The sequence below is a fragment of the Caballeronia sp. BCC1704 genome (genome assembly GCF_902833455.1).
Taxonomy (GTDB): Bacteria; Pseudomonadota; Gammaproteobacteria; order Burkholderiales; family Burkholderiaceae; genus Caballeronia.
The window spans coordinates 850128-873629 of sequence record NZ_CADFFT010000001.1 but is presented as its reverse complement, the minus strand read 5'-3'; the positions used below and the strand labels follow the sequence as shown (position 1 = coordinate 873629).

Sequence of the window (23502 nt, the reverse complement as noted above, 5' to 3'; positions counted from 1 at the left end):
TTTCCGCGCCGCCGTAGACGCCGAATATGCCGTCGGCGACGGTGTTGGGGGGTGTGCTGGTGGTGGAGGTTGTGGGTGAGTTGGTGGTTGCGCTTGCCGAAGTTGCTCCGTTCGTCGCGTTCGTTGCGTTCGCGCCATCTTCCCCGTTCAATCCGCTTGCTGCGTTTGTGACGGTTGCCGGTTTTGCTGCGGCCGTCTTGTTCGTCGCGGTCGTCGCGACCGCCACGTTCCTCGAATATTTCGTGTTGGTCGGATTTGCCGCGTTTGCCCCGTCGGTCGGACTGGTCGCCTTCGTCGCGATTGACACGTTCAGCGGATATTTCGCGTCGGTCGGCTGTGCCGCGTTTGCTCCGTTGGTCGAACTGGTCGCGGTCGTCGCATTCGTCGCATTCGTCGCATTCGTCGCATTCGTCGCATTCGTCGCATTCGTCGCATGCGTCGCATTCGTCGCATCCGTCGCATCCGTCGCGATCGACACGTTCCGCGGATATTTCGCGTTGGTCGGCTGGGCCTCATTCCCCCCAGCACCCACGGACACGCCTCCCTGCGCCGCAGCGAACGGCGGCATGGCGAGACTGAGACACAACGCGAACACGAGCCCGCGGCTCGGACGATTCAGGAACATGGCGCGAAGCCGGAGCGTCGCCGGCGGTCAGCGTGAGGAAGCAAACGCGCTTATCGTATCAAGTGTTGCGCGCCCGGCGGTACCTGTGGACAAGGCTTCGCGCCGTTTTTGCCGAAGGCCCCGCTGGTAAGATAAGCGCCCACTGCAAGGAGACGCTATGTCCGGACTCACACATTTCGATGCCTCCGGCGAGGCGCATATGGTCGACGTCGGCGGCAAGAACGAGACGCGACGCATCGCGGTGGCGCGCGGCTCCATCGTCATGCGCGACGACACGCTCGCGCTCATCCGCGAAGGCCGCGCGAAAAAGGGCGATGTGCTCGGCGTCGCGCGCATCGCGGCCATTCAGGGCGCAAAGCGCACCGCCGATCTGATCCCGCTGTGTCATCCGCTTGCCCTGACGCGCGTGGCCGTCGAGTTTTCCGTCGATGACTCGCTGCCCGGCGTGCATTGCGAAGTGCGCGTCGAGACCGTGGGGCGCACGGGCGTGGAGATGGAAGCCCTCACCGCCGTGCAAGTCGGTCTGCTCACCATCTACGATATGTGCAAGGCCGTCGATCGCGGCATGACCATCACGAACGTGCGCGTGATGGAGAAGCACGGTGGGAAGTCGGGGGACTGGGTGGCGGACTCTCAGCCGTCCGCCTGAATCGCGCCCGAACCGGGTGCTTACTGCTTACTCGTCGGCGTCATCGTCCGCGTGGGCATCCGCTCCGGCAGGCGGCCCGTACTGCTTAACGAGATCGGCCCTGAAGTCTGCCAGCGGCGCGCCGATTTCATCGACCGACTGATACAGCGACGCGAGTTGCGTCGGCCAGTCGTTCAGTTCCGTCGCGAAAATCTGCAGGCGCGCCACGGTATCGAGCGCCTCTTTGCGCTGACCCGCGATCGCCTGCAACACCGCGTAACGGCGCAACACCGTCTCGCCCGGCAGCAGCGCAATGGCCTGCCGATGCGCCGCCAGCTTCGCTTCGATGTCCTGCGCGTTCATCGGCAGCAGCGTAGCGGCGCCATACTGGCCCCATGCGCCGAAGAGGAACGACGGATCGTCGCGATACTGCTCCGCCGGCCGCGAGCCGTAATACAGCACTTCGGCGCGGTTGTAGTCGCGCATCGTCGGATACAGCGCAATCAGACCCGCCACGACGAGAAAGACGTAGCCGCCGTACGACACCGGGCGCGCCACGAGCCGCAGCGGCCGCGTCTCCAGAAGACCGATCAGAAGCATGGCGGGCATCAGAAAGAACATGTACTGCTGCGGATACTCGACGAGCGCGTGCATCATCAGCACGCCCAGCAGCGAGAGCGCAAAGACGCGCGCGGGCGTATGCGGCGCCCGCAGCACGCGAATCAGCCACAAGACGATGCCCGCCACCAGCACCGCGACCCCGAGCAGCCCGGTTTTTGCGAGCAGGTCGATGAAGATATCGTGCGCGTTGTTCGCGATCTCCACGCCGCCGAGTTCGCGCACCATGTCGAACTGATAACGCGGAAACTCGCCCCAGCCGACGCCGAGCAGCGGATGCGTCTTGAACATGGTCCAGCCGTACTTCCACAGCGCAAGACGCGGCGCGATCTGATTGGCGTCCTGCATGCGCTCCGCCGCCGACTGCGCGAGACCGAGCCCATACCGCACGTTGGCCCAGCGCACCGCGGCGTTGACCAGCAGGAACACCGCCGCGAGCGCAAACGGCATGATCCAGGCGCGGATGTCGCGTCCGCTGGTCGCGGTCGGGCTGTCGAAGTCGTCGGCCGCGCCGGGGCGTCGGCGGATGAACGCCATCCAGAAACCGGCGACGACGATCACCGCGGTCTGCAGCCACGGCCCACGCGACACCGTGAGCGCGAGGCCGAACGACAGCACCGCCGACACCACGAGCCACACCACCACAGGCATGCGGCGCGTCTGCACGAAATACATCGCCCCCGCCACGGCAAAAGCGATGACGGTCGCAAGATGATTCGCCTGCGCCATGTTCCCGAAAGGCCGCCGCTTGATCGCGACGTTGTAGGCCACGACGAGCGGCGCGAATTTCGCCTCCATGTGCAACAACTGCACGGTCTGGCAGAACACGGCGAAGAGCCCGCCCGCCAGCAACGCGGCAGCGCCGATGCGCAACGCCTTCTCCGACAGTCCCGCGCGCACCAGCCCGAACCCCGTATGCACGGCCACGAACGATGCAAGAAGATAGGCGCCGCCGAGCCAGTTCATCGAAGGCTGCGCGACCGGCAGCAGCACCGTCTGCGCAACGAGCACGATGCCGAACGCGAGCGGCATCAGCGCGACCACCGGCGAGGCGAACGGCACGCGCGGCTCGGAAACGCGCACGAGTATCGCGACCGTGGCTCCGAGCGCAAGATACAAGGCCAACGCGCTGTATTCGGCGTAGAACGTCGGGATCGGATACGTGTGGTTGACGACGCCGAACGGAATCGTCAACGCAAGACACAGAACGGCAAAGCAAAGGTAGCGCGCGAATTGGGAAGGCATGAGGGGCTGGGAACGTCGGGAACCGGCGCACTATACAAAACTTTGCGTCCGCTGTGCGCCGCGCACCCGCAAATGCGACGAAATCCACAGGTTCCCGCGCGGCGCTCACGCCTTCCGTCCACCGCGTGCAACTCGCTCAGGCGCGGCACTCCGGCGGCGCTAGATTCGCCGGCAGGGTGGCCGCTTGCGCCGGCACGGGTCCCGCGCCCGGCGCAGGCAGCGACGAAGCAGCCTTGCCTGCCGCAAAGCATTCCCACGTGATCGTGCCCGCCTGCACCGAGCCACGGGTCAGCGCGACGCGGGCTGTCGGCGTATCGGCGTTATCGGGCGCAGAAGGCACGAGCACGAGCGTGTTCGATCCGGCCGGCGCGACGCGCGTCGTATAGGCGATCGCGATCTGCCCGGTGTCGCTGTCGACGTGAATGGATTCGATGTTGCGCGTGGCCGGCGGCGACGCATACGCGCTCGCCAGATCCGCGCCGCTCGCGGCATTCTCGGCCACCGCGAGCCGCGCCGATGCCGCGAGCGACATGCCCTCGCCCACGCGGCTACGCGACAGATAGTCCTGATACGCGGGAATCGCGTAAGCCGCGACCACGCCGACGATCGCCAGCACGATCATCAATTCGATCAGCGTGAAACCGCGCGCGCCCGCCTGCGCGCGTTTCAGCCATGCACCGAAGCCGTCGCCGTCGCGCGGCGCATTTACATCCGAAACCATGCTCGTCATTGCCACTCCCTGAAAGACACGAAGCGTCGGCCGCGATATGCGAACCGAACGCTTCGATGGTAGGGAGGGCGCGCAGGCCGCGACAGTCGGCCGTTCGGCTAACGCCCGCGTCGGTGGCAAGTCAGCCCGTGCTCGCGAGCGCGCGGCGCTTCATCAGCCAGCCCGCCGCGATCACGAGCGCCGCGCCCGCGAGGCGCGCGGCATACCCCGCCGCTTCGGTGTTGAGCGCGGGCCAGCGGTCGATGAACGGATCGTCGATGATGAGTCCGCCCGCGATCCACCCGAGCAAGCCCGCGCCGAGCAGCACGACGACCGGGAAGCGGTCGAGCAGCTTCAGCACCAGCGTGCTGCCCCACACGATCAGCGGAATGCTCACGACGAGCCCGAAGACCACGAGCACGAAGCGGTGCTGCGGGTCCGCGGTCTCGGCCGCGCCCGCAATCGCGATCACGTTGTCGAGACTCATGACCGCGTCTGCGACGATGATCGTCTTGACGGCCGCCCATAGCTTGTCCGACGAACTGATGTCGGGCTCGTCGTGGCCGGGTTGCAGGAGCTTCATGCCGATCCACAGAAGCAGCAAGCCGCCGAGAAATTTGAGGAACGGGATATCGAGCAGGAAGACCGCGAACGCGATCAGCACGACGCGCAGAACAATGGCGCCGAGGGTGCCGAGCACGATGCCGCGCGTGCGCTGCGTGGCGGGAAGATCACGGCAAGCAAGCGCGATCACGACGGCGTTGTCGCCCCCGAGCAGAATGTCGATGACGATGATTTGCAGAACCGCGCCCCAATGGAGCGTCGAGAAGAATTCGAGCATGGGCAGAACGAGCTGTGACCGGAAACAAAAAAGCGAGGAAGCCAACGCTCCCTCGCTTTTTCTTCGGCCTGAACGAAAGGAATCAGTAAGAGTACCAAACCCTCGCGTTGTGTGCCCGACTGCCTTAGATCACCGACTTCAGCAGGCGGCCCATCTCGGACGGGTTCTTCGTGACCTTGATGCCGCACGCGTCCATGATTTCGAGCTTGGCGTCCGCCGTGTCCGCGCCGCCCGAGATCAGCGCGCCAGCATGGCCCATGCGCTTGCCCGGAGGCGCCGTCACGCCCGCGATGAAACCGACGACCGGCTTCTTCATGTTGTCCTTGATCCAGTAAGCGGCGTTCGCTTCATCCGGACCGCCGATCTCGCCGATCATGATGACGGCGTCCGTTTCCGGATCGTCGTTGAACATCTTCATCACGTCGATGTGCTTTAGACCGTTGATCGGATCGCCGCCGATGCCGACCGCCGACGACTGGCCGAGGCCGAGCGCCGTCAGTTGGCCGACCGCTTCGTACGTCAGCGTGCCCGAACGCGACACGACGCCGATGCGACCCTTCTTGTGAATGTGACCCGGCATGATGCCGATCTTCAGTTCGTCCGGCGTGATGGTGCCGGGGCAGTTCGGTCCGAGCAGCAGCGTCTTGCGATTTTCGCGGCGCATGCGGTCCTTGATTTCGAGCATGTCGCGAACCGGAATGCCTTCCGTGATGCAGATGGCGAGATCGAGATCGGCCTCGACGGCTTCCCAGATCGCGGCGGCTGCGCCCGCGGGCGGCACGTAAATGACCGAAACGGTCGCGCCGGTTTCCGCCTTCGCTTCCTTGACGGACGCGTAGATAGGAATGCCTTCGAAGTCTTCGCCGGCCTTCTTCGGATTCACGCCCGCAACGTACGCTTCACGGCCGTTCGCGTATTCGCGGCACGCGCGCGTGTGGAACTGGCCGGTCTTGCCGGTGATGCCCTGCGTGATGACCTTCGTGTCTTTGTTGATCAGAATCGACATGTAGTGACCTCTGTTCGTTTGGCGTCGCCAAAGCAGTTGTTGGCGCCGCCATTCGTATCTGGTGGAACGCTCTCTTAGGCTCGGTAAGCGAAGCGCGCTTACTTGCCTTCGGCAGCCGCGACGACCTTCTGCGCGGCTTCTTCCATGCTGTCGGCCGAAATGATCGGCAGTCCCGACTCCGCCAGCATCTTCTTGCCGAGGTCTTCGTTGGTGCCCTTCATGCGCACGACGAGCGGCACCTTCAGGTCCACGGCCTTCGACGCCGCGATCACGCCTTCCGCGATCACGTCGCAGCGCATGATGCCGCCGAAGATGTTGACGAGAATCGCCTTCAGATTCGGGTTCTTCAGCATCAGCTTGAAGGCTTCCGTGACCTTCTCGGTCGTCGCGCCGCCGCCGACGTCGAGGAAGTTCGCCGGTTCGCCGCCGAACAGCTTGATGGTGTCCATCGTCGCCATTGCGAGGCCCGCGCCGTTCACGAGACAGCCGATGTTGCCGTCGAGCGAGATGTACGCGAGGTCGAACTTCGACGCTTCGACTTCAGCCGGATCTTCTTCGTCCAGATCGCGATACGCGACGATCTCCGGGTGACGGAAGAGCGCGTTCGAATCGAAGTTGAACTTGGCGTCGAGCGCGATCACCTTGCCGTCGCCGGTCAGGATCAGCGGGTTGATTTCGGCGAGCGATGCGTCGGTTTCGTAGAACGCCTTGTACAGACCTTGCAGGATCGCGCGCGCTTGCGGGATCGATGCGTCCGGAATGCCGATCTTGCGCGCGAGGTCGTCCGCGTCTGCGTCCTGCAGACCCGTCGCCGGCTCGACGGCGAACTTGTGCAGCAGTTCGGGCGTCTTTTCCGCGACTTCTTCGATGTCCATGCCGCCTTCGCTCGACGCCATCACGACGATCTTCTGCGAAACGCGGTCGAGCACGAGGCCGACGTACAGTTCCTTCTTGATGTCCGCGCCTTCTTCGATCAGCAGGCGGTTCACCTTCTGGCCTTCCGGACCGGTCTGGTGCGTGACGAGCTGCATGCCGAGGATCTGGTTCGCGTACTCGCGAACCTGCTCGATCGACTTCGCGACCTTCACGCCGCCGCCCTTGCCACGGCCGCCCGCGTGAATCTGCGCCTTGACGACCCAGACCGGGCCGCCCAGCTCTTCCGCGGCCTTGACCGCATCATCCACCGAGAACACGGGTTTGCCGCGCGGGACCGCGACGCCGAATTTCCGCAGGATTTCCTTACCCTGGTACTCGTGAATCTTCATGCGTGATTCCTTCAGTCTGAGAGTTGGAGTGAACTTCTTCGATTTCGAATTGCTTGAACCGCTGATTGTTTGATTCGTGTCCGGTTGCCGGAAGCGTTCCGGGTTGGGAACGCGCGCGCGTCAGGTGTCCGGCTTTTCGCGTTCCGCCTGGCCACGATCTTCCGCCCGCGATGGCTCATGGCCGAACCAGCGCGGATAGTATTCGCGCACGGCCGGGCCGTCGAAGCGCAGCGCGTGGCAGCGGCCGAGCTGGAACGGCGGCTGAGCCGACGTCGACTCGGGTCCGCCTTGCGCGAAAGGACTGCCGCTCTCGATGGACCACACTTCGCCGGAGAACGCCTGGATAGCGGCGGTCGGCAACACGGCGCACAGCTCGGTGAGATGCGTGCAGCCCGCCGTTCCGCGCAGGCGCGCGCCGGCTTCGCGACGAAAGTTCTGGAGCAGATTGAGTCCGATGAGCGCGCGATACGCGTAATTCGACTCGGCGCACAACGCCGCATAAGGCGCCCACTCGGAAGACGCCTCGGCGTCGACGATGGTGAGCTTGCGGTCGATGGTGATGCGCAGCCAGAGTTCATGGATCGGCAGGCCTTGCGGCCGGACGCCCGCCGCGAGCGGAAAGTCGCGGGGCTTGTCATCGGTTAGACGGGCTTCGATGTCCCACAGGCCGTCGTCCCGCTCGAACGCTTCCAGCCGAATCGCGCGACGATGGCGCAACTGTCGGGAAACGGGCGGAGAAAAAGGCATGGGACCAAAGCCGGAACGGGGAAACCGTTGAATTTTAGCATAGCGAGTATTTGGGGCCGTGGATGCGCCTGATGATTGGCGGATGCCGTGCGCACGGCGTGTCGCATGGCGGACAAGGTGCGTCAATCGTCGCTGGGCTCGTCGATCCAGTCTTCGTCGCCGCCTTTCAGTATTTTTCCGATGGTGCTGGCCGAAAAACCGCGCGCCGCGAGGAAGCGAGCCTGTTTTGCACGCTCGGCGGGCGTCTCGGGCACGACGCCGTACTTCTTCTCCCACACGGCCTGAGCACGCGCGGTTTCGGTTTGCGCGAGCTTGTCCGCCGTCTCGCCGATCAACGCCTCGCCCACCGCGTGCCGCTTCAGTTCGTTAATGATCCGGCTGCCGCCCATGCGCGGCGCCCGACGATGAACGACGCTCTCCACGAAACGCTCATTGGACAACCAGCCGTCGCGTTCCAGGCTGTCGAGCGTATTCTCGAGCGAGTCGGCTTCCTGGACGTACGGACGCAGTTTGCGCGACAGTTCCGCGCGACTGTATTCGCGGCGCGAAAGGTAGGCCAATGCGCGGCCTTTCAGCGAGCGCTGCGGTCGTCTTGGGTTGCTCGCGTCCGGTGTCTTGCGCTGGCGTTCCGTCGAGCGGCTGTAGGACGGCTTTGATGGTGGTTCGGGCGCGCACTGCTCGAATGGCTCGAACGGATCGGCGTCTTCGAAGGGATTCGAGAAGGGATCGGCGCTGTCGTCCGGTAAGCGGGCCTCTTTCGGCGGCTTGGGCGGCGCGTCGAACTTCTGGACGGGTTGCGTCGTGGCCTGAGCGAGAAGCGAGCGCGCCTGCGCGAGACGCGCGGCGCGGTCGGGGTCTTGCGTCGGCAATGGCTTATGTGCGGCGCGTGCTGGCGCGTCCGGATTTGCGTCGAGCGTCGGGTTTGCGGTCTTTGGCGACTTGGCAGCCGAGCGCGGCGACTGGACCGTCGCGAATGTTTCTGTCGACGATGCCCGCTCGGGTTCGTTCACGAGCCGTTGCGCCGCTCCAGAAACAGCGCGCGCCGGCGCGAATGGCTTCGCGTCGGCGCGTGATGTGATGCTTCGGGTAGACCAGCGAGATTTCGTCGATACCGCGCGCCGCTCGCTGCTGCGCTCGTAATGGTCTGTGCCATTGGCATGGTCGGCGGACTCACCGACGCTGCGCGCAGACAATCCGGACGCAGCATCGTCGCCCGACTCACCCGCGCCGTCAGACCGACCCGCACGGCCCCGCCGAACATCGGCGCGGCCAGCCTTCGATCCGAACCGGCGCTTGAACATCGACCGTGCGGCGGGACGCTTATTCGTCGTCCGCGACTGCTGCGCCCGCGGCGACGCCATCTGCCAGCGCCGCCACACCCAGCGATTCGCGGATCTTGTTCTCGATCTCGCGTGCAATGTCCGGGTTCTCGCGCAGGAATTCCCGCGCGTTGTCCTTGCCCTGACCGATGCGATCGCCGTTATAGCTGTACCAAGCGCCCGCCTTGTCGACGAGCTTGGCCTGCACGCCCAGGTCGATGATTTCGCCCTGACGCGATATGCCCTCGCCGTACAGAATGTCGAAGATGGCTTCGCGGAACGGCGGCGACACCTTGTTCTTCACCACCTTCACGCGCGTTTCGTTGCCGATTACTTCGTCGTTCTTCTTGATGGACCCGATACGGCGAATGTCCAGACGCACCGACGAATAGAACTTCAGCGCGTTACCGCCCGTGGTGGTTTCCGGGTTGCCGAACATCACGCCGATCTTCATGCGGATCTGGTTGATGAAGATCACGAGGCAGTTCGTGCGCTTGATGGTGCCGGTGAGCTTGCGCAGCGCCTGCGACATCAGGCGAGCTTGCAGACCCGGCAGTGAGTCGCCCATTTCGCCTTCGATTTCCGCCTTCGGCACGAGCGCCGCGACGGAGTCGATCACGATCATGTCGATGGAACCCGAGCGCACCAGCGCGTCCGCGATTTCCAGCGCCTGTTCGCCCGTGTCCGGCTGCGAGATCAGCAGTTCCTGCACGTTCACGCCGAGCTTTTGCGCGTATTGCACGTCGAGCGCGTGTTCCGCGTCGATGAATGCCGCCGTGCCGCCGATCTTCTGCATTTCGGCGATCACCTGCAGCGTGAGCGTGGTCTTGCCCGACGATTCCGGACCGTAGATCTCGACGACGCGGCCGCGCGGCAGGCCGCCCACGCCGAGCGCGATATCCAGTCCGAGCGAGCCGGTGGACACGACTTGAATGTCTTCGACCGCCTCACCCGCGCCGAGCCGCATGATCGACCCTTTGCCGAATTGCTTTTCGATCTGCGAGAGCGCGGCAGCGAGGGCCTTGCTCTTCTCCGCAGTCATGCCAGCCGGGCCTTTCTTGCTTTCTTCCATGAATCGTCCTTTGCTATGATGAACGGCGTCTGAGGCTTGTGCGCGCGGGCTTCGATGCGGATTCCGCATACTTTCACCCGCTTTTCGCACAGATGCAGACACTGTATAAAAAAACAGTAGTTTTTGCAAGCCCGATTGCGGCGCGCGTGGCTTTTTTCCACGTCGCCCGAACCGCGCAAAAAACGCACAACACCCTGGAGACCGCCGCGCCGGGCAAAATGCGGTGCCGGCAATGCGCTACCGCGCATCAGGCGCACACACGATGCGAATCCTCATTGCCGAAGACGACAGCATACTCGCGGACGGCCTTGTCCGATCACTCCGCCAATCGGGATACGCCGTCGACCATGTGAAGCATGGCGTCGAGGCCGACACCGCGCTGACGCTCCAGCCTTTCGACCTCTTGATTCTCGATCTCGGGCTGCCGCTCATGCCCGGTCTCGAAGTGCTGCGCCGGCTGCGCGCGCGCAATTCGCAGATGCCGGTGCTGATCCTGACCGCCGCCGACAGCGTCGACGAGCGCGTGAAGGGCCTCGATCTCGGCGCGGACGACTATATGGCCAAGCCCTTCGCACTCAACGAACTGGAAGCGCGGGTGCGCGCGCTCACGCGGCGTGGCGCGGGCGGCGGGCCGACGGTCGTCAAGCACGGTTCGCTGTCGTTCGATCAGGTGGGACGCATCGCGCATATCGGCGATCAGGTGATCGACTTGTCGGCGCGCGAGCTGGGCGTGCTCGAAGTGCTGCTGCAGCGGACCGGGCGCCTCGTGTCGAAGGAACAGCTCGTCAATCACCTGTGCGAATGGGGCGAGGAAGTCAGCAACAACGCGATCGAGGTCTACGTCCACCGGCTGCGCAAGAAGATCGAGCCGAGCGGCGCGCGCATCATTACCGTGCGCGGGCTCGGCTACACGCTCGAAAAAGCGCCGAACGGCGCGTCGGCGAGCGCGCCGATGCCGCCGAGCCATCACTAGGCCGGGCCAAGCATGGCCTCGTCCGTTTCCAGCAAACGCGCACACGAGCCGCCGCGCACGCCGCCTGAATCCAACGCAGCCACCGCCGATTCCGACGCGCTGCGCGACGCGCGCTACGCCAATCCCTTCGCCCCGCCGGACGAGCTGGAACCGGACAGCGAGACGCATCCGCGCTCGCTTTTCGGCGAGATTCTCGACTGGATGCTCGCGCCGCTTCTGCTGCTCTGGCCGATGAGCATTGCCGTGACCTATCTGGTCGCGAAGTCCATCGCGAACGGACCGTTCGACCGCGCGCTAGAAGCGGATGCTTACGTCATCGCGCGTCAGATTCAGCCGGTCAACGGCGTCGCGGAACTGCGCCTGCCCGACGCGACGCGTGATTTTCTGCGCGCGGACAACGTCGACAGCGTGTTCTTTCAGGTGCTCGGCACGCGCGGCGAACTGGTCGGCGGCGACCGCGACATGCCCTTGCCGCACGAAGACGACCGGCCGCAGCCGGGCATCGTCGAGTTTCGGGACGACGTGCTGCGCGGCAACGATATTCGCGTCGCCTATACGACCGTGGACCTTCCCGCACTCGACGCGCAGAACGCGCAGCCGGTGCTCGTGCAAGTGGCCGAAACGCTCGACAAGCGAAGCCAGCTCGCCAACGACATCATCAAGGGCGTGATCCTGCCGCAGTTCGTGATCCTGCCGCTCGCCATCGTGCTCGTCTGGTTCGGGCTGTCGCGCGGGCTCGCGCCGCTGCACGCGCTGCAATCGAATATCCGCGCTCGCCGCCCCGACGATCTCTCGCCGCTCGAAGCCGGCCGCGCGCCGTCCGAAATCGCGCCGCTCGTCGCCTCGTTCAACGATCTGCTCACGCGGCTCGAACAGAACATGGAGTTCCAGAAGCGCTTTATCGCCGATGCCGCGCATCAGATGAAAACGCCGCTCGCCGGCCTGCGCATGCAAGCCGAACTGGCGCTGCGGCAGGAAGTGTCGAACGAAGTTCAACGTTCGCTCGAACAGATCGCGACCAGTTCGGAACACGCCGCGCGGCTCGTTACGCAACTGCTCGCGCTGGCCCGCGCGGAAAATCGCGCGAACGGGCAGATCTTCTCGCACGTCGAGTTGACGGATCTCGCGCGCCTCGCCGTGCGCGACTGGGTGCAGGCGGCGCTCGCCAAGCGCATGGACATCGGCTACGAGGAGCCGCCGTATCCGGTCGAGGTGGAAGGCAACGCTGTGATGTTGCGCGAAATGCTCTCCAATCTGATCGACAACGCAATCCGTTACACGCCGACCGGCGGGCGCATCACCGTGCGCGTGCGGGCCGACGACACGAATCTCGATCTCGTGCATCTGGAAGTGGAAGACACCGGCCTCGGCATTCCGCCGGCCGAACGCGAGCGCGTGGTGGAGCGTTTCTATCGCATTCTCGGCCGCGAAGGCGATGGAAGCGGCCTCGGCCTTGCCATCGTCAAGGAGATCGCGACGATTCACGGCGGCACGCTAGCCATCGAGGATCACGTCTATCAGGAAGCGCCGCGGCTCGCCGGGACGCTGGTTCGCGTCAGCTTGCAGCGGGTTTATCCTGCCCGGGACAAACCCTGAGCGCGCACGCGGAAGCGCGCCGATGATTCAGCGCGATAGGCGCAGTTTGTTTGCCGATCTCAGCGCCTTATAGACGAGTTAGCAGAATTTCAACCGTCCGCCCACGTCGAGAGCCCAAATAGCCCGAGTCAGAACGCCGTAAGTTTTCGTTCCAATAATCCTTGCACCGGCGCCGCGCGTGCGGCCCGATGGAATCGGGAATCAGACGGAAAACCTAAGGAGACGATTCATGGCAACGGTCGAAGGGCGCATTTCGCACGCGCCGATGACGAACGAGGAGCGGAAGGTCATCTTCGCCTCGTCGCTCGGCACCGTGTTCGAGTGGTACGACTTTTATCTCGCGGGCTCGCTTGCGATCTACATCAGCAAGACGTTCTTCTCGGGCGTCAACCCGACGGCCGGCTTCATCTTTACGTTGCTCGGCTTCGCGGCGGGCTTCGCGGTGCGTCCGTTCGGCGCGATCGTGTTCGGGCGGCTCGGCGACATGGTCGGCCGCAAGTACACGTTCCTGGTGACGATCGTCATCATGGGTCTTTCCACGTTCCTGATCGGCTTTTTGCCCGGCTATGCGACCATCGGCATCGCCGCGCCGATCATCTTCATCGCGATGCGGCTGTTGCAGGGGCTCGCGCTCGGCGGCGAGTATGGCGGCGCCGCGACGTACGTGGCCGAACACGCGCCCGCCAACAAGCGCGGCGCGTGGACCGCGTGGATTCAGACGACCGCGACGCTCGGCCTCTTCATCTCGCTGATCGTGATTCTGGCCGTGCGCACGGCGACCGGGGAGGAGCAGTTCGGCGCATGGGCGTGGCGCGTGCCCTTCCTCGTGTCGATCCTGCTGCTCGCCGTGTCGGTCTGGATTCGCATGAAACTGCACGAATCGCCGGTGTTCGAGCGCATCAAATCCGAAGGCAAGACCTCGAAGGCGCCGCTCACGGAAGCGTTCGGCGAATGGAAGAACCTGAAGATCGTGCTGCTCGCGCTCTTCGGTCTGACGGCGGGCCAGGCGGTGGTGTGGTACACGGGCCAGTTCTACTCGCTTTTCTTCCTGACGCAGACGCTGAAGGTGGACGGCACGAGCGCGAACATCATGGTGGCGGTCGCGCTGCTCATCGGCACGCCGTTCTTCGTGTTCTTCGGTTCGCTGTCGGATCGCATCGGGCGCAAGCCGATCATCATGGCGGGCTGCCTGATCGCGGCGCTGACCTTCTTCCCGCTCTTCAAGGCGCTCGCGCACTACACGAACCCGACGCTCGAAGCCGCGACGCAGAAGTCGCCGATCACCGTGATCGCCAACCCGGACGAGTGCTCGTTCCAGTTCAATCCGGTGGGCACGTCGAAGTTCACGTCGTCGTGCGATATCGCGAAGAGCGCGTTGTCGAAGGCCGGCCTCAACTATCAGAACGTGGCCGCGCCCGCCGGCACGCTGGCGCAGATCAAGGTCGGCGAGACGGTCGTGAACACTTACGACGGCAAGGCCGCCGACGCGAAGGCGCAAGGCGCGGCGTTCGACAAGACGCTCGCCGGCACGCTCAAGAGCGCGGGCTACCCGGCGAAGGCCGATCCGGCGCTCATCAACTGGCCGATGGCGATCGTGATTCTGACCATCCTCGTGATCTTCGTGACGATGGTGTACGGCCCGATCGCGGCGATGCTGGTCGAGATGTTCCCGGCGCGGATTCGCTATACGTCGATGTCGCTGCCGTATCACATCGGCAATGGCTGGTTCGGCGGCTTCCTGCCCGCGACGGCTTTCGCCATCGTGGCGGCGCGCGGCGACATCTACTCGGGCTTGTGGTATCCGGTGGTGATCGCGCTCGCGACGTTCGTGATCGGCATGCTGTTCGTGAAGGACACACGCAAGTCGAACGTGTACCACGAGGATTGATGCGTTGCGTTTTGCCGGGCCTGCCGCCGTTTTAGGAAAAACGCGCGGCAGGGGTTGACAGACGTTTCAACCGCCGCCATAATCTCGGCTTCTTTCGGCGAATTAGCTCAGTCGGTTAGAGCGACGGAATCATAATCCGCAGGTCCGGGGTTCGAGTCCCTGATTCGCCACCAGTTGCAAGAAAAAGCCGCTGTCCCACAAGGACAGCGGCTTTTTTGTCGTCCGCATCCGGTTCAGCGCCGCCCTTTCCCCGCAGAATCAGCCGAAGCGTCTTAATACGCCGCTAAGTCTTCGATGCCATCATGGTTCGAAAGTCAAGCAGCCAGCGGCCCGCGCAGCCATTCGCATCGGTCCGCACGAAAACTTCTTCGGGAGCTTATCCGTGAGAAAGACATCGTCGATCAGCCACGCCGCGCGCCCTACCTTGTCACCGCTTATGCGAGCGCTCAGCCAGAGCCGAACTGCCCGCGAGCCGGTCATCGATCTGATGCTGTTGAAGTGCTACGCCGCTCTGGACGCATTTTGCCGCGGGCACGGATCACATGCGCTTTCGACGACCCTGCGCAGTCATGTGCTGATTGCGCGCGAACTTGCTCGCATCGGTTATGCGAGCGAACGCGTGGACGAGCTCGAACGCGCGGAAGAAACGCTGACGGCGCTCGACGCCTTTCGCGCCGCGACCTCGCAGTGGAGCCTCGACGCCGCCGCGCATCGTCGCCTGTGCGATGCGCTCGCGCTCTTCGCAGCACAGCTCGACGCGGCGTCGCTCGAACACATCGCCCGGGCGCAAGCGAGCGCGGTCACCCGATCGCTGATGACCGCGCCCGCAACTTCGCACGAACTCGCGCCATCGCCAACCTGATCTGACACGAAATGTTGCTCACCGTACATTCATACAATTCGCCCGGCGCGATACTGTTTCTGCGCACGGGGGATGTTTTGCGCGCAAGGAGAGACCAAGAAGACGGGCGACACTCGACCGAGCCGTGGGTAAAGGATGGGCGCGATGTCTCGCGCAGGTCTTTGCCAACGTCCCGGCGAGTAGCAGGCGGAGAAGTGAACAGCCATCGCCCCGACAACGAAGTTAAAAGCCGGCAATCGCCGGCTTTTTCTTTTTCCCGAGCCGTACGCTCAGCGGTAACGGGCGAAGATCGTGCGCGCGCACTCGTCGCACCAGCGACGCTGAGCCGCATCGGCATCTGCTTGCCAGACGTGCCCGAACGCGCATTGCCACGTCAGCGACGCCGCCGCGCCCGCGTGAGGCGACGGTACAACCGCGCCGCCGCGGACTTCCGCAATTGCGCGCGCCCGGGCCATTTCGGCCTCGCGCCGCTGCGTCGCGCAGTTCATGCAGCGCACGTTCTGCGACGCGTCCAGCGCGTCATCCCAGTCATGCCCGCGCGTGCAGGCCCAGCGGACGAATGCGTCGTCGTTCGCTTCCGCGGATGCGCGCTCGCGGTATCGCAACGCTTCGTCCATCAATGCGCGTTGTCTCTTGCCGATATAGTTTTCGCTCATTGCCTCAACGCCTTTGCCGCTGCTACCGCCCTGTCGTCAATGCCGTCCGCCGCCCTCCGCCTCCGAACGGGATGTCGTGACCACCGTGCCGTCCGGGCCGAAATGCGCGTTGAACATGGCGTCGCGATTCACGCCGTCTTCAAGCCAATGCCAGCTCCACACGCGCTCCTGCTTCAGCCGGTATTCGGCGACCGTCGTCGGCTTGCCGAGCAGTCGCCGCACTTCGTCCTGCGTCATGCCCGGCCGCACTTTCGCGATGTTCTCGGCCGTCAGAACCTGGGTGACCGAAACGAGCAGGCCGTCCGGATCGAGGTCCACCATGTAGGTGTTCGTGCCGGCCGGGCCACGCGGATATTCGAGGCGCTTCGATCCGTCCGTATAGGTGCGCTCGGTTTCCGGCTCGCCCATCTGCTTGCGAATTTGCGCTTCGTTCGTGACGCCGGGCTTGAGGTCTTTCAGCAGCAGCACGTCCGGCTTCACCGAGTTGAAGAACGAGCTGAGTTTGTTCATCGCTTCCCCGCTCTGTTGCTGATCGCAGCCCGCGAGCAACGAGGCCGCGACGAGCGCCGCGCACATGATTCTCTTCATACCGCTCCTTCGACTCAACTGCCCGCGCCGAGCAGCGGCACGGGATCGACGGCGGCGCCGGCCTTCCTGATCTCGAAATGCAGCACCGGCGACCCGCTCGGGCCGGTTCCCATATCGGCGATCGTCGCGCCCTGTTTGACCGTATCGCCTTCGCGCACGAGGAGCTTGTCGTTGTACGCGTAGGCGGTCAGATAGTCGTTGCTATGCCGGACGATGATCATGCGCCCGTACGACCGCAAGCCGCTTCCCGCATACACGACCTTGCCGGGCGCCGCAGCCTTCACGGGCTCGCCGACCTTGCCCGCGATGTCAATGCCCTTGCTGCCGCTCGCCCCGAAGCCGCGCACGATCTCGCCCTTCACCGGCCAGACGAAGGTGCCTTTGCCCGCTGACGCCGTCGCGGCGGGCTTCTCGGCAGCTTTCTCCGTTGATTTCTCGATCGCCTTCTCGCTCGATCTCTCAGCCGTCTGCTTCCCCGGCGTCGGCAGGAGCGGCGGCAGGTTTTTCGAAGACGAACCCGCGGCCGCAGCCGCCGTCGACATGGACGCACCCGGCGGCACCACGCGCAACACCTGCCCGACGTTGACCTGCTTGCTCTCAGGCAAGTTGTTCCACGCAGCGAGATCGGCGGGCTTCTGTTTGTATTGACGCGAGATGCCGTAGAGCGTGTCGCCCGGCTTCACGCGATAAAAACCCGCCTCAACCGGCGCGGAAGCCGACGCACCCGGCGCCACCGGAACGGGCGCCGTGCTGACCGGCGAACTCACGATCACGGGCGGCGGCGGGGACATCGAATTGTCGACGATGGGCGCTGGCGTGCGCGGCGTCGACGTGCATCCGGCAAGACCTGCCGCGACGGATGCGGCGAGCCCGAAACTCGCGATGACCGCCCGAGTGCGCGGTCCCATGACAACTGTGTGCATCGACTGCAACTTTCTCATGCTCTTGTCTTGATCTAGTGCAACACTTTTTGATTTTGCCGCCGCCGGCCGCCGCGCTAACACACGGTCAAGCCGACGCCATACAACGAGGTACCGACACATCCGACGATGCCGCAGCCCGGCAGCAGGGAAAGCGCCAGCGCGCAAAACGATATGACCGCAAGCCGCGATCCGCGACCGCTCGCGCGTTTCACCTTCGGCTCCGACGAAACTCCGACAGCATAAAACATTACAGAATCCACTTCCTCAGGTCAGTCGACGAGACACTTTAGGCGAAACTTCGCCTGATCCTTTGGGATTCTAAATTTTTTACGATTCTGCCGGCCCGCGCGTTGACGTCGCGGCACGCCGCAGATTCGCACGCCCTAAGCCAAACAGACAATCCACAATCCTTGACACTTTGCGCGCTTTTGGCACCGCGCTTTCCGCTACATTCACGGCGCTCGAAAGCGGGAGCCTCCTGCAGTCCTGCAATTTCCTCATTTTCGCGGAGTACTAGCGCATGCACATCACGCATCTTGGAATCTTCACCAGTTTGATCATTGGCGGCATCGCGGGCTGGCTCGCCGGCCTCATCATGAACGGCACGGGCTTCGGCGTGTTCGTGGACATTCTCGTAGGCATCGTGGGCGGCGTCGTCGGCAATTGGCTCTTCGGCGTGCTCGGCATTTCGCTCGGCGGCGGCCTGCTCGGTTCGCTTCTGACGGCGGTGATCGGCGCGGTGGTGCTGCTTTTCGTCATCCGCCTGTTCCGGCGCGCGTAACGGCGCATCGGCATGTCGGGCCGCGCTTCTGACGATACGCGAAGCGCCGGCCCGGCGAACTCCACTCACGTCGCCTTCACACCTTCGAGCCGCGACGGCTCATCTTCCACAGCGCGCCCAACGCAATCGGCACGATGGCGGCGCCAATGCCGACCAGCACGATCACGTTCAAATACTGCCGGATGAACGGGATATTCCCGAAGAAGTAGCCGAGCAGCACGAGAAGCAGCACCCAGATGGCCGCGCCCATAATGTTGAAGAGCTGGAAGCGCGTGGCGTTCATCGCGGATGCCCCCGCCACGAACGGCGCGAAGGTGCGCACAACAGGCACGAAACGCGCGATCACGATCGTCTTGCCGCCGTGGCGATCGTAGAAGTTATGCGTCTTTTGCAGCGCCTTGCGATCCAGAAAGCGCTCGAGCACCGGTATGTTCGTATCGAACACCTTCGGGCCGATGGCGCGTCCGATCCAGTAATTGACCGTGTTGCCGGCCACGGCCGCAATCAGCAGCAGCGCGATAAGCGCGCCCAGATCCATCTCATGCGTGGCCGCGAACGCGCCGCCGATGAAAAGCAGCGAATCTCCCGGCAGAAACGGGAAGACCACAAGCCCCGTTTCGCAGAACACGATGAGGAACAGCACGGCGTACACCCACGCGCCATACGTGTGAATGAAGTCACCGAGCGATTTGTCGATGTGCAGGATGAGGCCCAGGAAATGCAGCAGCGTGTCCAAAAAACTGTCCTCGAAGAAGTGAGCCGGCAAAGAAGCGAAGGGTCGCGCCATGATACCGAAGTGACTCGGCGCGTCGGTTAAAAAGCACGTATCGAGCCGCCATCTGGCGACGCATTGTCGGAACGATGCGCCCCCGCGAGCGGCCGATGCGAATGGCTATAATTTCGGCATGGCCGATCTCAACGAACTCTCCGCCGGCGCTTCGACCACCGCCGTCGCGCGCCGTTCGCGCGCCATCGCCCCGCTTCCCGACCAGCTCATCAGCCAGATTGCCGCGGGCGAAGTGGTCGAGCGGCCGGCGTCCGTGGTCAAGGAACTGCTGGAAAACGCGCTCGATGCCGGCGCGCGCAGCTTGCGCGTGACGCTCGACGAAGGCGGCGTGAAGCGCATCGTGATCGCCGACGACGGCTGCGGCATGCCTCCCGAGGAACTCCCGCTCGCGCTCATGCGGCACGCGACCAGCAAGATCCGCTCGCTCGCCGATCTCGAAGCCGTCGCCACGCTCGGTTTTCGCGGCGAAGCGATCGCGTCGATCGCATCGGTGGCGGAGCTGTTCATCACGAGCCGCACCGAAGACTGCGCGCACGCCACGCGCATCGACGCGCAAACGGGCGTCATTTCCCCTGCGGCGGGCACGGTCGGCACGACCATCGACGTGCGCGAGCTTTACTTCAACACGCCGGCGCGCCGAAAGTTCCTGAAAAGCGAACAAACCGAGCTCGGGCATTGCCTGGAAGTCATTCGCCGCGTGGCGCTCGCGCGGCCCGACGTCGCCATTTCCGTGATGCATAACGGCAAGGCCGTCGAGCACTGGAACGCGAGCGATCCGGCCACGCGCGTCGCCAAAATTCTGGGCGAAGTGTTCGAGACATCGCATCTGCCGCTGGACGAACGCGCCGGCCCGCTTGCGGTGTACGGCTGCGCGGGCCTGCCGACCGCGAGCCGCGGACGCGCGGACCAGCAATATTTCTTCGTGAACGGCCGCTTCGTGCGCGACAAGCTGCTCACGCACGCCGTTCGCGCCGCTTACGAGGACGTGCTGCACGGCAACCGCTATCCGGCGTACGTGCTGTTTCTCGACTTGCCGCCGGAGTCGGTGGACGTGAACGTGCATCCGTCGAAGATCGAAGTGCGGTTTCGCGACTCGCGCTCGATTCATCAGTACGTGTTCCACGCGGTGCAGCGCGCGCTCGCGCGGCATGCGGGCGCGTCCCCGGAAACGACAGCGGGCGGGCACGCGGCGCAACTCGAACCGACCGGGCCGGCGTCGTTCAGCGCGCGGCCTGTCGCCAGCGCGGGATCGGTAGCCAGGAACGAAAACGGCACCACGTGGATGCGTCAGTCGCGCATGACGCAAGGGTCGCTGCCGGTCGCGCAGCCGCTCGCGCTCTACGACGCGTTGTTCGGGCGCAAAGACGCCGACGCGCCGGTCGCGTCCGCGGCAGAGGCATCGCCCGCCGTCGCGTGGGCCAACGACGACAGCGCGCCCGCCTACGCCGCCGCGAGCCACGCACACGCCGACGAGCAGCCGCTCGGCTTCGCCGTCGGCCAGATTCACGGCATCTACGTGCTCGCTCAGAACGCGCGCGGACTCGTCATCGTGGACATGCACGCCGCGCACGAACGCATCCTCTACGAGCAGTTCAAGCACGCGCTCGCGGACCGCTCCATCGCCGTGCAGCCGCTTCTGATTCCGGTCTCGATGACGGCGGATCCGGTGGAAATCGGCATCGTCGATGAAGAACGCGAGACGCTCGACGCGCTCGGCTTCGATCTCGCGGTGCTCTCGCCGACGTCCATCGCGATTCGCGCGGTGCCCGCGCTGCTGAAGGACGCGGACCTCGTCGCGCTCGCCCGCGCCGTGCTCGGCGACCTTCACGCGTACGGCGGATCGCGCGTGCTCACCGAGCGGCAGCACGAACTGCTCGGCACGCTCGCCTGCCACCATGCGGTGCGCGCCAATCGCCGCCTCACGCTCGACGAAATGAACGCCCTCTTGCGTCAGATGGAAGCCACCGAACGCGCCGATCAATGCAATCACGGCCGCCCGACGTGGTATCAGCTGACGCTCGCGGACCTCGACCGCCTCTTCATGCGCGGACAATGAGTAATTCTTTGCGCGTGGTCTGTCTGCTCGGGCCGACGGCGTCGGGCAAGACGGCGGCGGCGCTCGCGTTCGCGGCGGCCTCGGCGCGGCCGGTGGAAATCGTGAGCGTGGACTCGGCGCTCGTCTATCGCGAGATGGATATCGGCACGGCCAAGCCCAGCGCGGCGGAGCGGGCGGCCGCGCCGCATCATCTGATCGATATCATCGATCCGGCCGACGCTTACTCCGCTGCCCAGTTTCGCGCGGATGCGCTTCGGCTGGTCGGCGAAATCGTCGCGCGGGGAAACGTGCCGCTGCTGGTCGGCGGCACGATGCTGTACTACAAGGCGCTGACGCAGGGCCTCAACGACCTGCCGCCCGCCGATCCGTCCGTGCGCGCCACGCTCGACGCCGACGCCGCGCGCGACGGCTGGCCCGCGCTGCACGCGCGGCTCGCGGCGGTCGATCCGCAGACCGCGGCGCGCCTCGCGCCGAACGATTCGCAGCGCATCCAGCGCGCGCTCGAAATATATCTGCTGACCGGTCAGCCGATGTCCGCGCTGCTCGCCGCGCCGCGCGTGCTGGAGCAGGAAGCGCCGTATGACTTCGTGCCGATCGCGCTGGAACCGTCGGACCGCGCGGTGCTGCATGCGCGCATCGCGGCGCGCTTCGACGCGATGCTCGCGCACGGTTTCATCGACGAAGTGAAGCGCCTGCGCGCGCGGGGCGACCTCGATGTGTCGATGCCGTCGATGCGCTGCGTCGGCTATCGGCAGGCGTGGGAATACCTCGACGGCCTGACCGGCTACGACGAGATGCGCGACAAGGGCATCTTCGCGACGCGGCAGTTGTGCAAGCGCCAGTTGACATGGCTGCGCGCGATGCCCGAGCGCGTCGTGGTGGATTGCTGCGCGCCCGATGCGACGGAGCAGGCGGTCGAAGCGATAAAGTCCCGAATAGAGAGGCCAAAGTCTCGCGGGCCGGCGTGACGAACGCCTATCACCGCACGCGGTTGCTCGATCTTGAGCACGCAGCGCACCCAGCTATTGAGTCGACTGCCTTCGTGAGTCGAAGCGCTCACGCGGCCGACGCGGCTTGAAAAGTAAAAAACCCTCGCGCGCAACGCGAGGGTTTCTGTCTTGGAAAGCGACTGGCGACGCTTAGACCACCACCGTCTGCGCCTCGCCTTCACGGCTCTCGCGCACGACGCCGATCTTCCACACCTGCTCGCCCGCAGCGGACAGCAGGCCGGTCGCCGTATCGGCGTCCTCGGCCGCGACGATCACCGCCATGCCGATCCCGCAATTGAACACGCGATGCATTTCCGCATCGGCGACGCCGCCGTGCTTCTGCAGCCACGCGAAAAGCGGCGGCAACGGCCACGCGCGATGGTCCAGCTCCGCCGTCAACCCCTCGCGCAGCACGCGCGGAATGTTCTCGACAAGCCCGCCGCCCGTGATGTGCGCCATACCCTTCACGGTGATGCTCTGCATCGCGGAAAGCAGCGGCTTCACGTAGATGCGCGTCGGCGCCATCAGCGCGTCGGCGAGCGAGCGGCCGTCGAAATCGGCGTTCAGGTCCGGATTCGCGCGCTCGATGATCTTGCGCACGAGCGAATAGCCGTTCGAGTGAATGCCGCTCGACGCCAGCCCGAGCACGACATCGCCCGGAGCGATGGTGCTGCCGTCGATAATCTTGCTCTTTTCCACCGCGCCGACCGCGAAGCCCGCGAGGTCGTATTCGCCGTCCGGGTACATGCCCGGCATTTCCGCCGTCTCGCCGCCGATCAGCGCGCAGCCCGCGAACTCGCAGCCCTGCGCGATGCCCTTGACCACGTCCGCGGCGGTGTCCACGTCGAGCTTGCCGCACGCGAAATAATCGAGGAAGAAGAGCGGCTCTGCGCCCTGCACCAGAATGTCGTTCACGCTCATGGCGACGAGATCCTGTCCGACCGTGTCGTGCCGGTTCAGCTGGAACGCGAGGCGCAGCTTGGTGCCGACGCCGTCCGTTCCCGACACGAGCACCGGCTCCTTGTACTTCTTCGGCACTTCGAAGAGCGCGCCGAATCCGCCGATCCCGCCCAGCACGCCATCGCGCAAGGTCTTCTTGGCGAACGGCTTGATCCGGTCGACGAGCGCATCGCCCGCGTCGATGTCGACACCTGCATCGCGATACGACAAACCTTGGGTGTCCGGGGCGGATTTCGGTTGATTCATGGGGGGAGAGCGAGAAGGTCGGTAAAATGCGATTTTACCCGATGATGATACGAGGACGGTCGCCCGGCAGCTTGGTCCGCCGCGCGGCAGCGCCTTTTCGAGACAGAACGGCCCGGCCGACG

The 23502-nt window shown here is 64.8% G+C and carries 22 protein-coding genes and 1 tRNA gene; 10 read left to right on the top strand and 13 right to left on the bottom strand.

Annotation, left to right across the window (positions count from 1 at the left end; translation table 11 throughout):
• The first annotated feature begins 26 nt into the window (after positions 1-26).
• Positions 27-755 (top strand): hypothetical protein, encoded by a 729-nt coding sequence (locus HWX53_RS27550; RefSeq protein ID WP_175939557.1) that lies wholly within the window; start codon positions 27-29, stop codon positions 753-755.
• Between the two features lie 27 nt (positions 756-782).
• Complete coding sequence (moaC, locus tag HWX53_RS04105) at positions 783-1274, top strand: cyclic pyranopterin monophosphate synthase MoaC (protein WP_175939556.1); 492 nt, start codon at positions 783-785, stop codon at positions 1272-1274.
• A gap of 27 nt (positions 1275-1301) precedes the next feature.
• Here the strand turns inward: moaC and HWX53_RS04100 are convergent, their stop codons facing one another.
• From HWX53_RS04100 to recA, 8 genes are all read right to left on the bottom strand, one after another.
• Positions 1302-3116, bottom strand: a complete 1815-nt coding sequence (locus HWX53_RS04100; RefSeq protein ID WP_175939555.1) for a Wzy polymerase domain-containing protein — start codon at positions 3114-3116, stop codon at positions 1302-1304.
• 136 nt (positions 3117-3252) lie between these two features.
• Positions 3253-3846 (bottom strand): pilin, encoded by a 594-nt coding sequence (locus HWX53_RS04095; protein ID WP_175939554.1) that lies wholly within the window; start codon positions 3844-3846, stop codon positions 3253-3255.
• 121 nt (positions 3847-3967) lie between these two features.
• Positions 3968-4666, bottom strand: a complete 699-nt coding sequence (locus HWX53_RS04090; protein ID WP_175939553.1) for a TerC family protein — start codon at positions 4664-4666, stop codon at positions 3968-3970.
• Between the two features lie 124 nt (positions 4667-4790).
• Positions 4791-5672, bottom strand: a complete 882-nt coding sequence (gene sucD / locus HWX53_RS04085) for a succinate--CoA ligase subunit alpha (protein ID WP_175939552.1) — start codon at positions 5670-5672, stop codon at positions 4791-4793.
• A 98-nt stretch (positions 5673-5770) separates the two neighbouring features.
• Complete coding sequence (gene sucC, locus HWX53_RS04080; RefSeq protein WP_347879152.1) at positions 5771-6952, bottom strand: ADP-forming succinate--CoA ligase subunit beta; 1182 nt, start codon at positions 6950-6952, stop codon at positions 5771-5773.
• 105 nt (positions 6953-7057) lie between these two features.
• Positions 7058-7684: a DUF2889 domain-containing protein gene (locus tag HWX53_RS04075; protein WP_175939550.1), complete on the bottom strand. Its 627-nt coding sequence runs from the start codon at positions 7682-7684 to the stop codon at positions 7058-7060.
• 122 nt (positions 7685-7806) lie between these two features.
• Positions 7807-8553 (bottom strand): recombination regulator RecX, encoded by a 747-nt coding sequence (recX, locus tag HWX53_RS27545; protein ID WP_244140041.1) that lies wholly within the window; start codon positions 8551-8553, stop codon positions 7807-7809.
• Positions 8554-9004: 451 nt separating this feature from the next.
• Positions 9005-10075, bottom strand: coding sequence for a recombinase RecA (recA, locus tag HWX53_RS04065; RefSeq protein WP_175939548.1), 1071 nt, complete (start codon positions 10073-10075; stop codon positions 9005-9007).
• 262 nt (positions 10076-10337) lie between these two features.
• On the opposite strand from recA, the gene HWX53_RS04060 reads away from it, so the two are divergent.
• The 5 genes from HWX53_RS04060 (at position 10338) to HWX53_RS04040 (ending at position 15394) form a co-directional block, all read left to right on the top strand.
• Entirely contained in the window at positions 10338-11048 is a 711-nt protein-coding gene (locus tag HWX53_RS04060; protein WP_175939547.1) for a response regulator transcription factor, read from the top strand.
• Between the two features lie 12 nt (positions 11049-11060).
• Complete coding sequence (locus HWX53_RS04055) at positions 11061-12644, top strand: sensor histidine kinase (RefSeq protein WP_175939546.1); 1584 nt, start codon at positions 11061-11063, stop codon at positions 12642-12644.
• A gap of 229 nt (positions 12645-12873) precedes the next feature.
• Complete coding sequence (locus HWX53_RS04050) at positions 12874-14532, top strand: MFS transporter (RefSeq protein WP_175939545.1); 1659 nt, start codon at positions 12874-12876, stop codon at positions 14530-14532.
• Between the two features lie 96 nt (positions 14533-14628).
• Positions 14629-14705, top strand: a tRNA-Met gene (locus HWX53_RS04045).
• 209 nt (positions 14706-14914) lie between these two features.
• A complete protein-coding gene (locus HWX53_RS04040; RefSeq protein ID WP_175939544.1) occupies positions 14915-15394 on the top strand; it encodes a hypothetical protein in 480 nt (159 codons plus the stop codon).
• 269 nt (positions 15395-15663) lie between these two features.
• On the opposite strand, the gene HWX53_RS04035 is transcribed toward HWX53_RS04040, so the two are convergent.
• Genes HWX53_RS04035 through HWX53_RS04025 form a run of 3 tightly spaced genes read right to left on the bottom strand, consistent with a single transcriptional unit; the run spans position 15664 to position 17546 of the window.
• Positions 15664-16050 carry a hypothetical protein gene (locus HWX53_RS04035; RefSeq protein WP_175939543.1) on the bottom strand — a complete coding sequence of 129 codons (387 nt, stop codon included), beginning with the start codon at positions 16048-16050 and terminating at the stop codon, positions 15664-15666.
• Positions 16051-16086: 36 nt separating this feature from the next.
• Positions 16087-16638, bottom strand: a complete 552-nt coding sequence (bamE, locus tag HWX53_RS04030; protein ID WP_175939542.1) for an outer membrane protein assembly factor BamE — start codon at positions 16636-16638, stop codon at positions 16087-16089.
• Between the two features lie 14 nt (positions 16639-16652).
• Complete coding sequence (locus HWX53_RS04025) at positions 16653-17546, bottom strand: peptidoglycan DD-metalloendopeptidase family protein (protein WP_244139992.1); 894 nt, start codon at positions 17544-17546, stop codon at positions 16653-16655.
• Between the two features lie 535 nt (positions 17547-18081).
• Between HWX53_RS04025 and HWX53_RS04020 the strand changes: the two genes are divergently transcribed.
• Positions 18082-18342 (top strand): GlsB/YeaQ/YmgE family stress response membrane protein, encoded by a 261-nt coding sequence (locus tag HWX53_RS04020; protein ID WP_175939540.1) that lies wholly within the window; start codon positions 18082-18084, stop codon positions 18340-18342.
• Positions 18343-18418: 76 nt separating this feature from the next.
• Here HWX53_RS04020 and HWX53_RS04015 read toward each other — a convergent pair whose 3' ends face one another.
• Positions 18419-19078: a VTT domain-containing protein gene (locus HWX53_RS04015; protein ID WP_175939539.1), complete on the bottom strand. Its 660-nt coding sequence runs from the start codon at positions 19076-19078 to the stop codon at positions 18419-18421.
• A gap of 169 nt (positions 19079-19247) precedes the next feature.
• Between HWX53_RS04015 and mutL the strand changes: the two genes are divergently transcribed.
• Positions 19248-21185, top strand: coding sequence for a DNA mismatch repair endonuclease MutL (mutL, locus tag HWX53_RS04010; RefSeq protein WP_175939538.1), 1938 nt, complete (start codon positions 19248-19250; stop codon positions 21183-21185).
• Entirely contained in the window at positions 21182-22153 is a 972-nt protein-coding gene (gene miaA, locus HWX53_RS04005) for a tRNA (adenosine(37)-N6)-dimethylallyltransferase MiaA (protein WP_175939537.1), read from the top strand. The genes mutL and miaA overlap by 4 nt, the downstream gene beginning before the upstream one ends.
• A gap of 171 nt (positions 22154-22324) precedes the next feature.
• Here the strand turns inward: miaA and purM are convergent, their stop codons facing one another.
• Positions 22325-23380 (bottom strand): phosphoribosylformylglycinamidine cyclo-ligase, encoded by a 1056-nt coding sequence (gene purM / locus HWX53_RS04000; protein ID WP_175939536.1) that lies wholly within the window; start codon positions 23378-23380, stop codon positions 22325-22327.
• Positions 23381-23502 lie beyond the last annotated feature (122 nt).

Bases quoted from the DNA above. Each gene is read 5' to 3' on its own strand.
- HWX53_RS04055 (WP_175939546.1), top strand. From the start codon at position 11,061: ATGGCCTCGTCCGTTTCCAGCAAACGCGCACACGAGCCGCCGCGCACG.
- purM (WP_175939536.1), bottom strand. From the start codon at position 23,380: ATGAATCAACCGAAATCCGCCCCGGACACCCAAGGTTTGTCGTATCGC.
- HWX53_RS04025 (WP_244139992.1), bottom strand. From the start codon at position 17,546: ATGGGACCGCGCACTCGGGCGGTCATCGCGAGTTTCGGGCTCGCCGCA.
- miaA (WP_175939537.1), top strand. From the start codon at position 21,182: ATGAGTAATTCTTTGCGCGTGGTCTGTCTGCTCGGGCCGACGGCGTCG.
- sucD (WP_175939552.1), bottom strand. From the start codon at position 5,672: ATGTCGATTCTGATCAACAAAGACACGAAGGTCATCACGCAGGGCATC.
- HWX53_RS04090 (WP_175939553.1), bottom strand. From the start codon at position 4,666: ATGCTCGAATTCTTCTCGACGCTCCATTGGGGCGCGGTTCTGCAAATC.
- bamE (WP_175939542.1), bottom strand. From the start codon at position 16,638: ATGAAGAGAATCATGTGCGCGGCGCTCGTCGCGGCCTCGTTGCTCGCG.
- HWX53_RS04100 (WP_175939555.1), bottom strand. From the start codon at position 3,116: ATGCCTTCCCAATTCGCGCGCTACCTTTGCTTTGCCGTTCTGTGTCTT.
- recA (WP_175939548.1), bottom strand. From the start codon at position 10,075: ATGGAAGAAAGCAAGAAAGGCCCGGCTGGCATGACTGCGGAGAAGAGC.
- HWX53_RS04035 (WP_175939543.1), bottom strand. From the start codon at position 16,050: ATGAGCGAAAACTATATCGGCAAGAGACAACGCGCATTGATGGACGAA.
- HWX53_RS04060 (WP_175939547.1), top strand. From the start codon at position 10,338: ATGCGAATCCTCATTGCCGAAGACGACAGCATACTCGCGGACGGCCTT.
- moaC (WP_175939556.1), top strand. From the start codon at position 783: ATGTCCGGACTCACACATTTCGATGCCTCCGGCGAGGCGCATATGGTC.
- HWX53_RS04050 (WP_175939545.1), top strand. From the start codon at position 12,874: ATGGCAACGGTCGAAGGGCGCATTTCGCACGCGCCGATGACGAACGAG.
- HWX53_RS04095 (WP_175939554.1), bottom strand. From the start codon at position 3,846: ATGACGAGCATGGTTTCGGATGTAAATGCGCCGCGCGACGGCGACGGC.
- HWX53_RS04075 (WP_175939550.1), bottom strand. From the start codon at position 7,684: ATGCCTTTTTCTCCGCCCGTTTCCCGACAGTTGCGCCATCGTCGCGCG.
- HWX53_RS04020 (WP_175939540.1), top strand. From the start codon at position 18,082: ATGCACATCACGCATCTTGGAATCTTCACCAGTTTGATCATTGGCGGC.
- mutL (WP_175939538.1), top strand. From the start codon at position 19,248: ATGGCCGATCTCAACGAACTCTCCGCCGGCGCTTCGACCACCGCCGTC.
- HWX53_RS27550 (WP_175939557.1), top strand. From the start codon at position 27: ATGCCGTCGGCGACGGTGTTGGGGGGTGTGCTGGTGGTGGAGGTTGTG.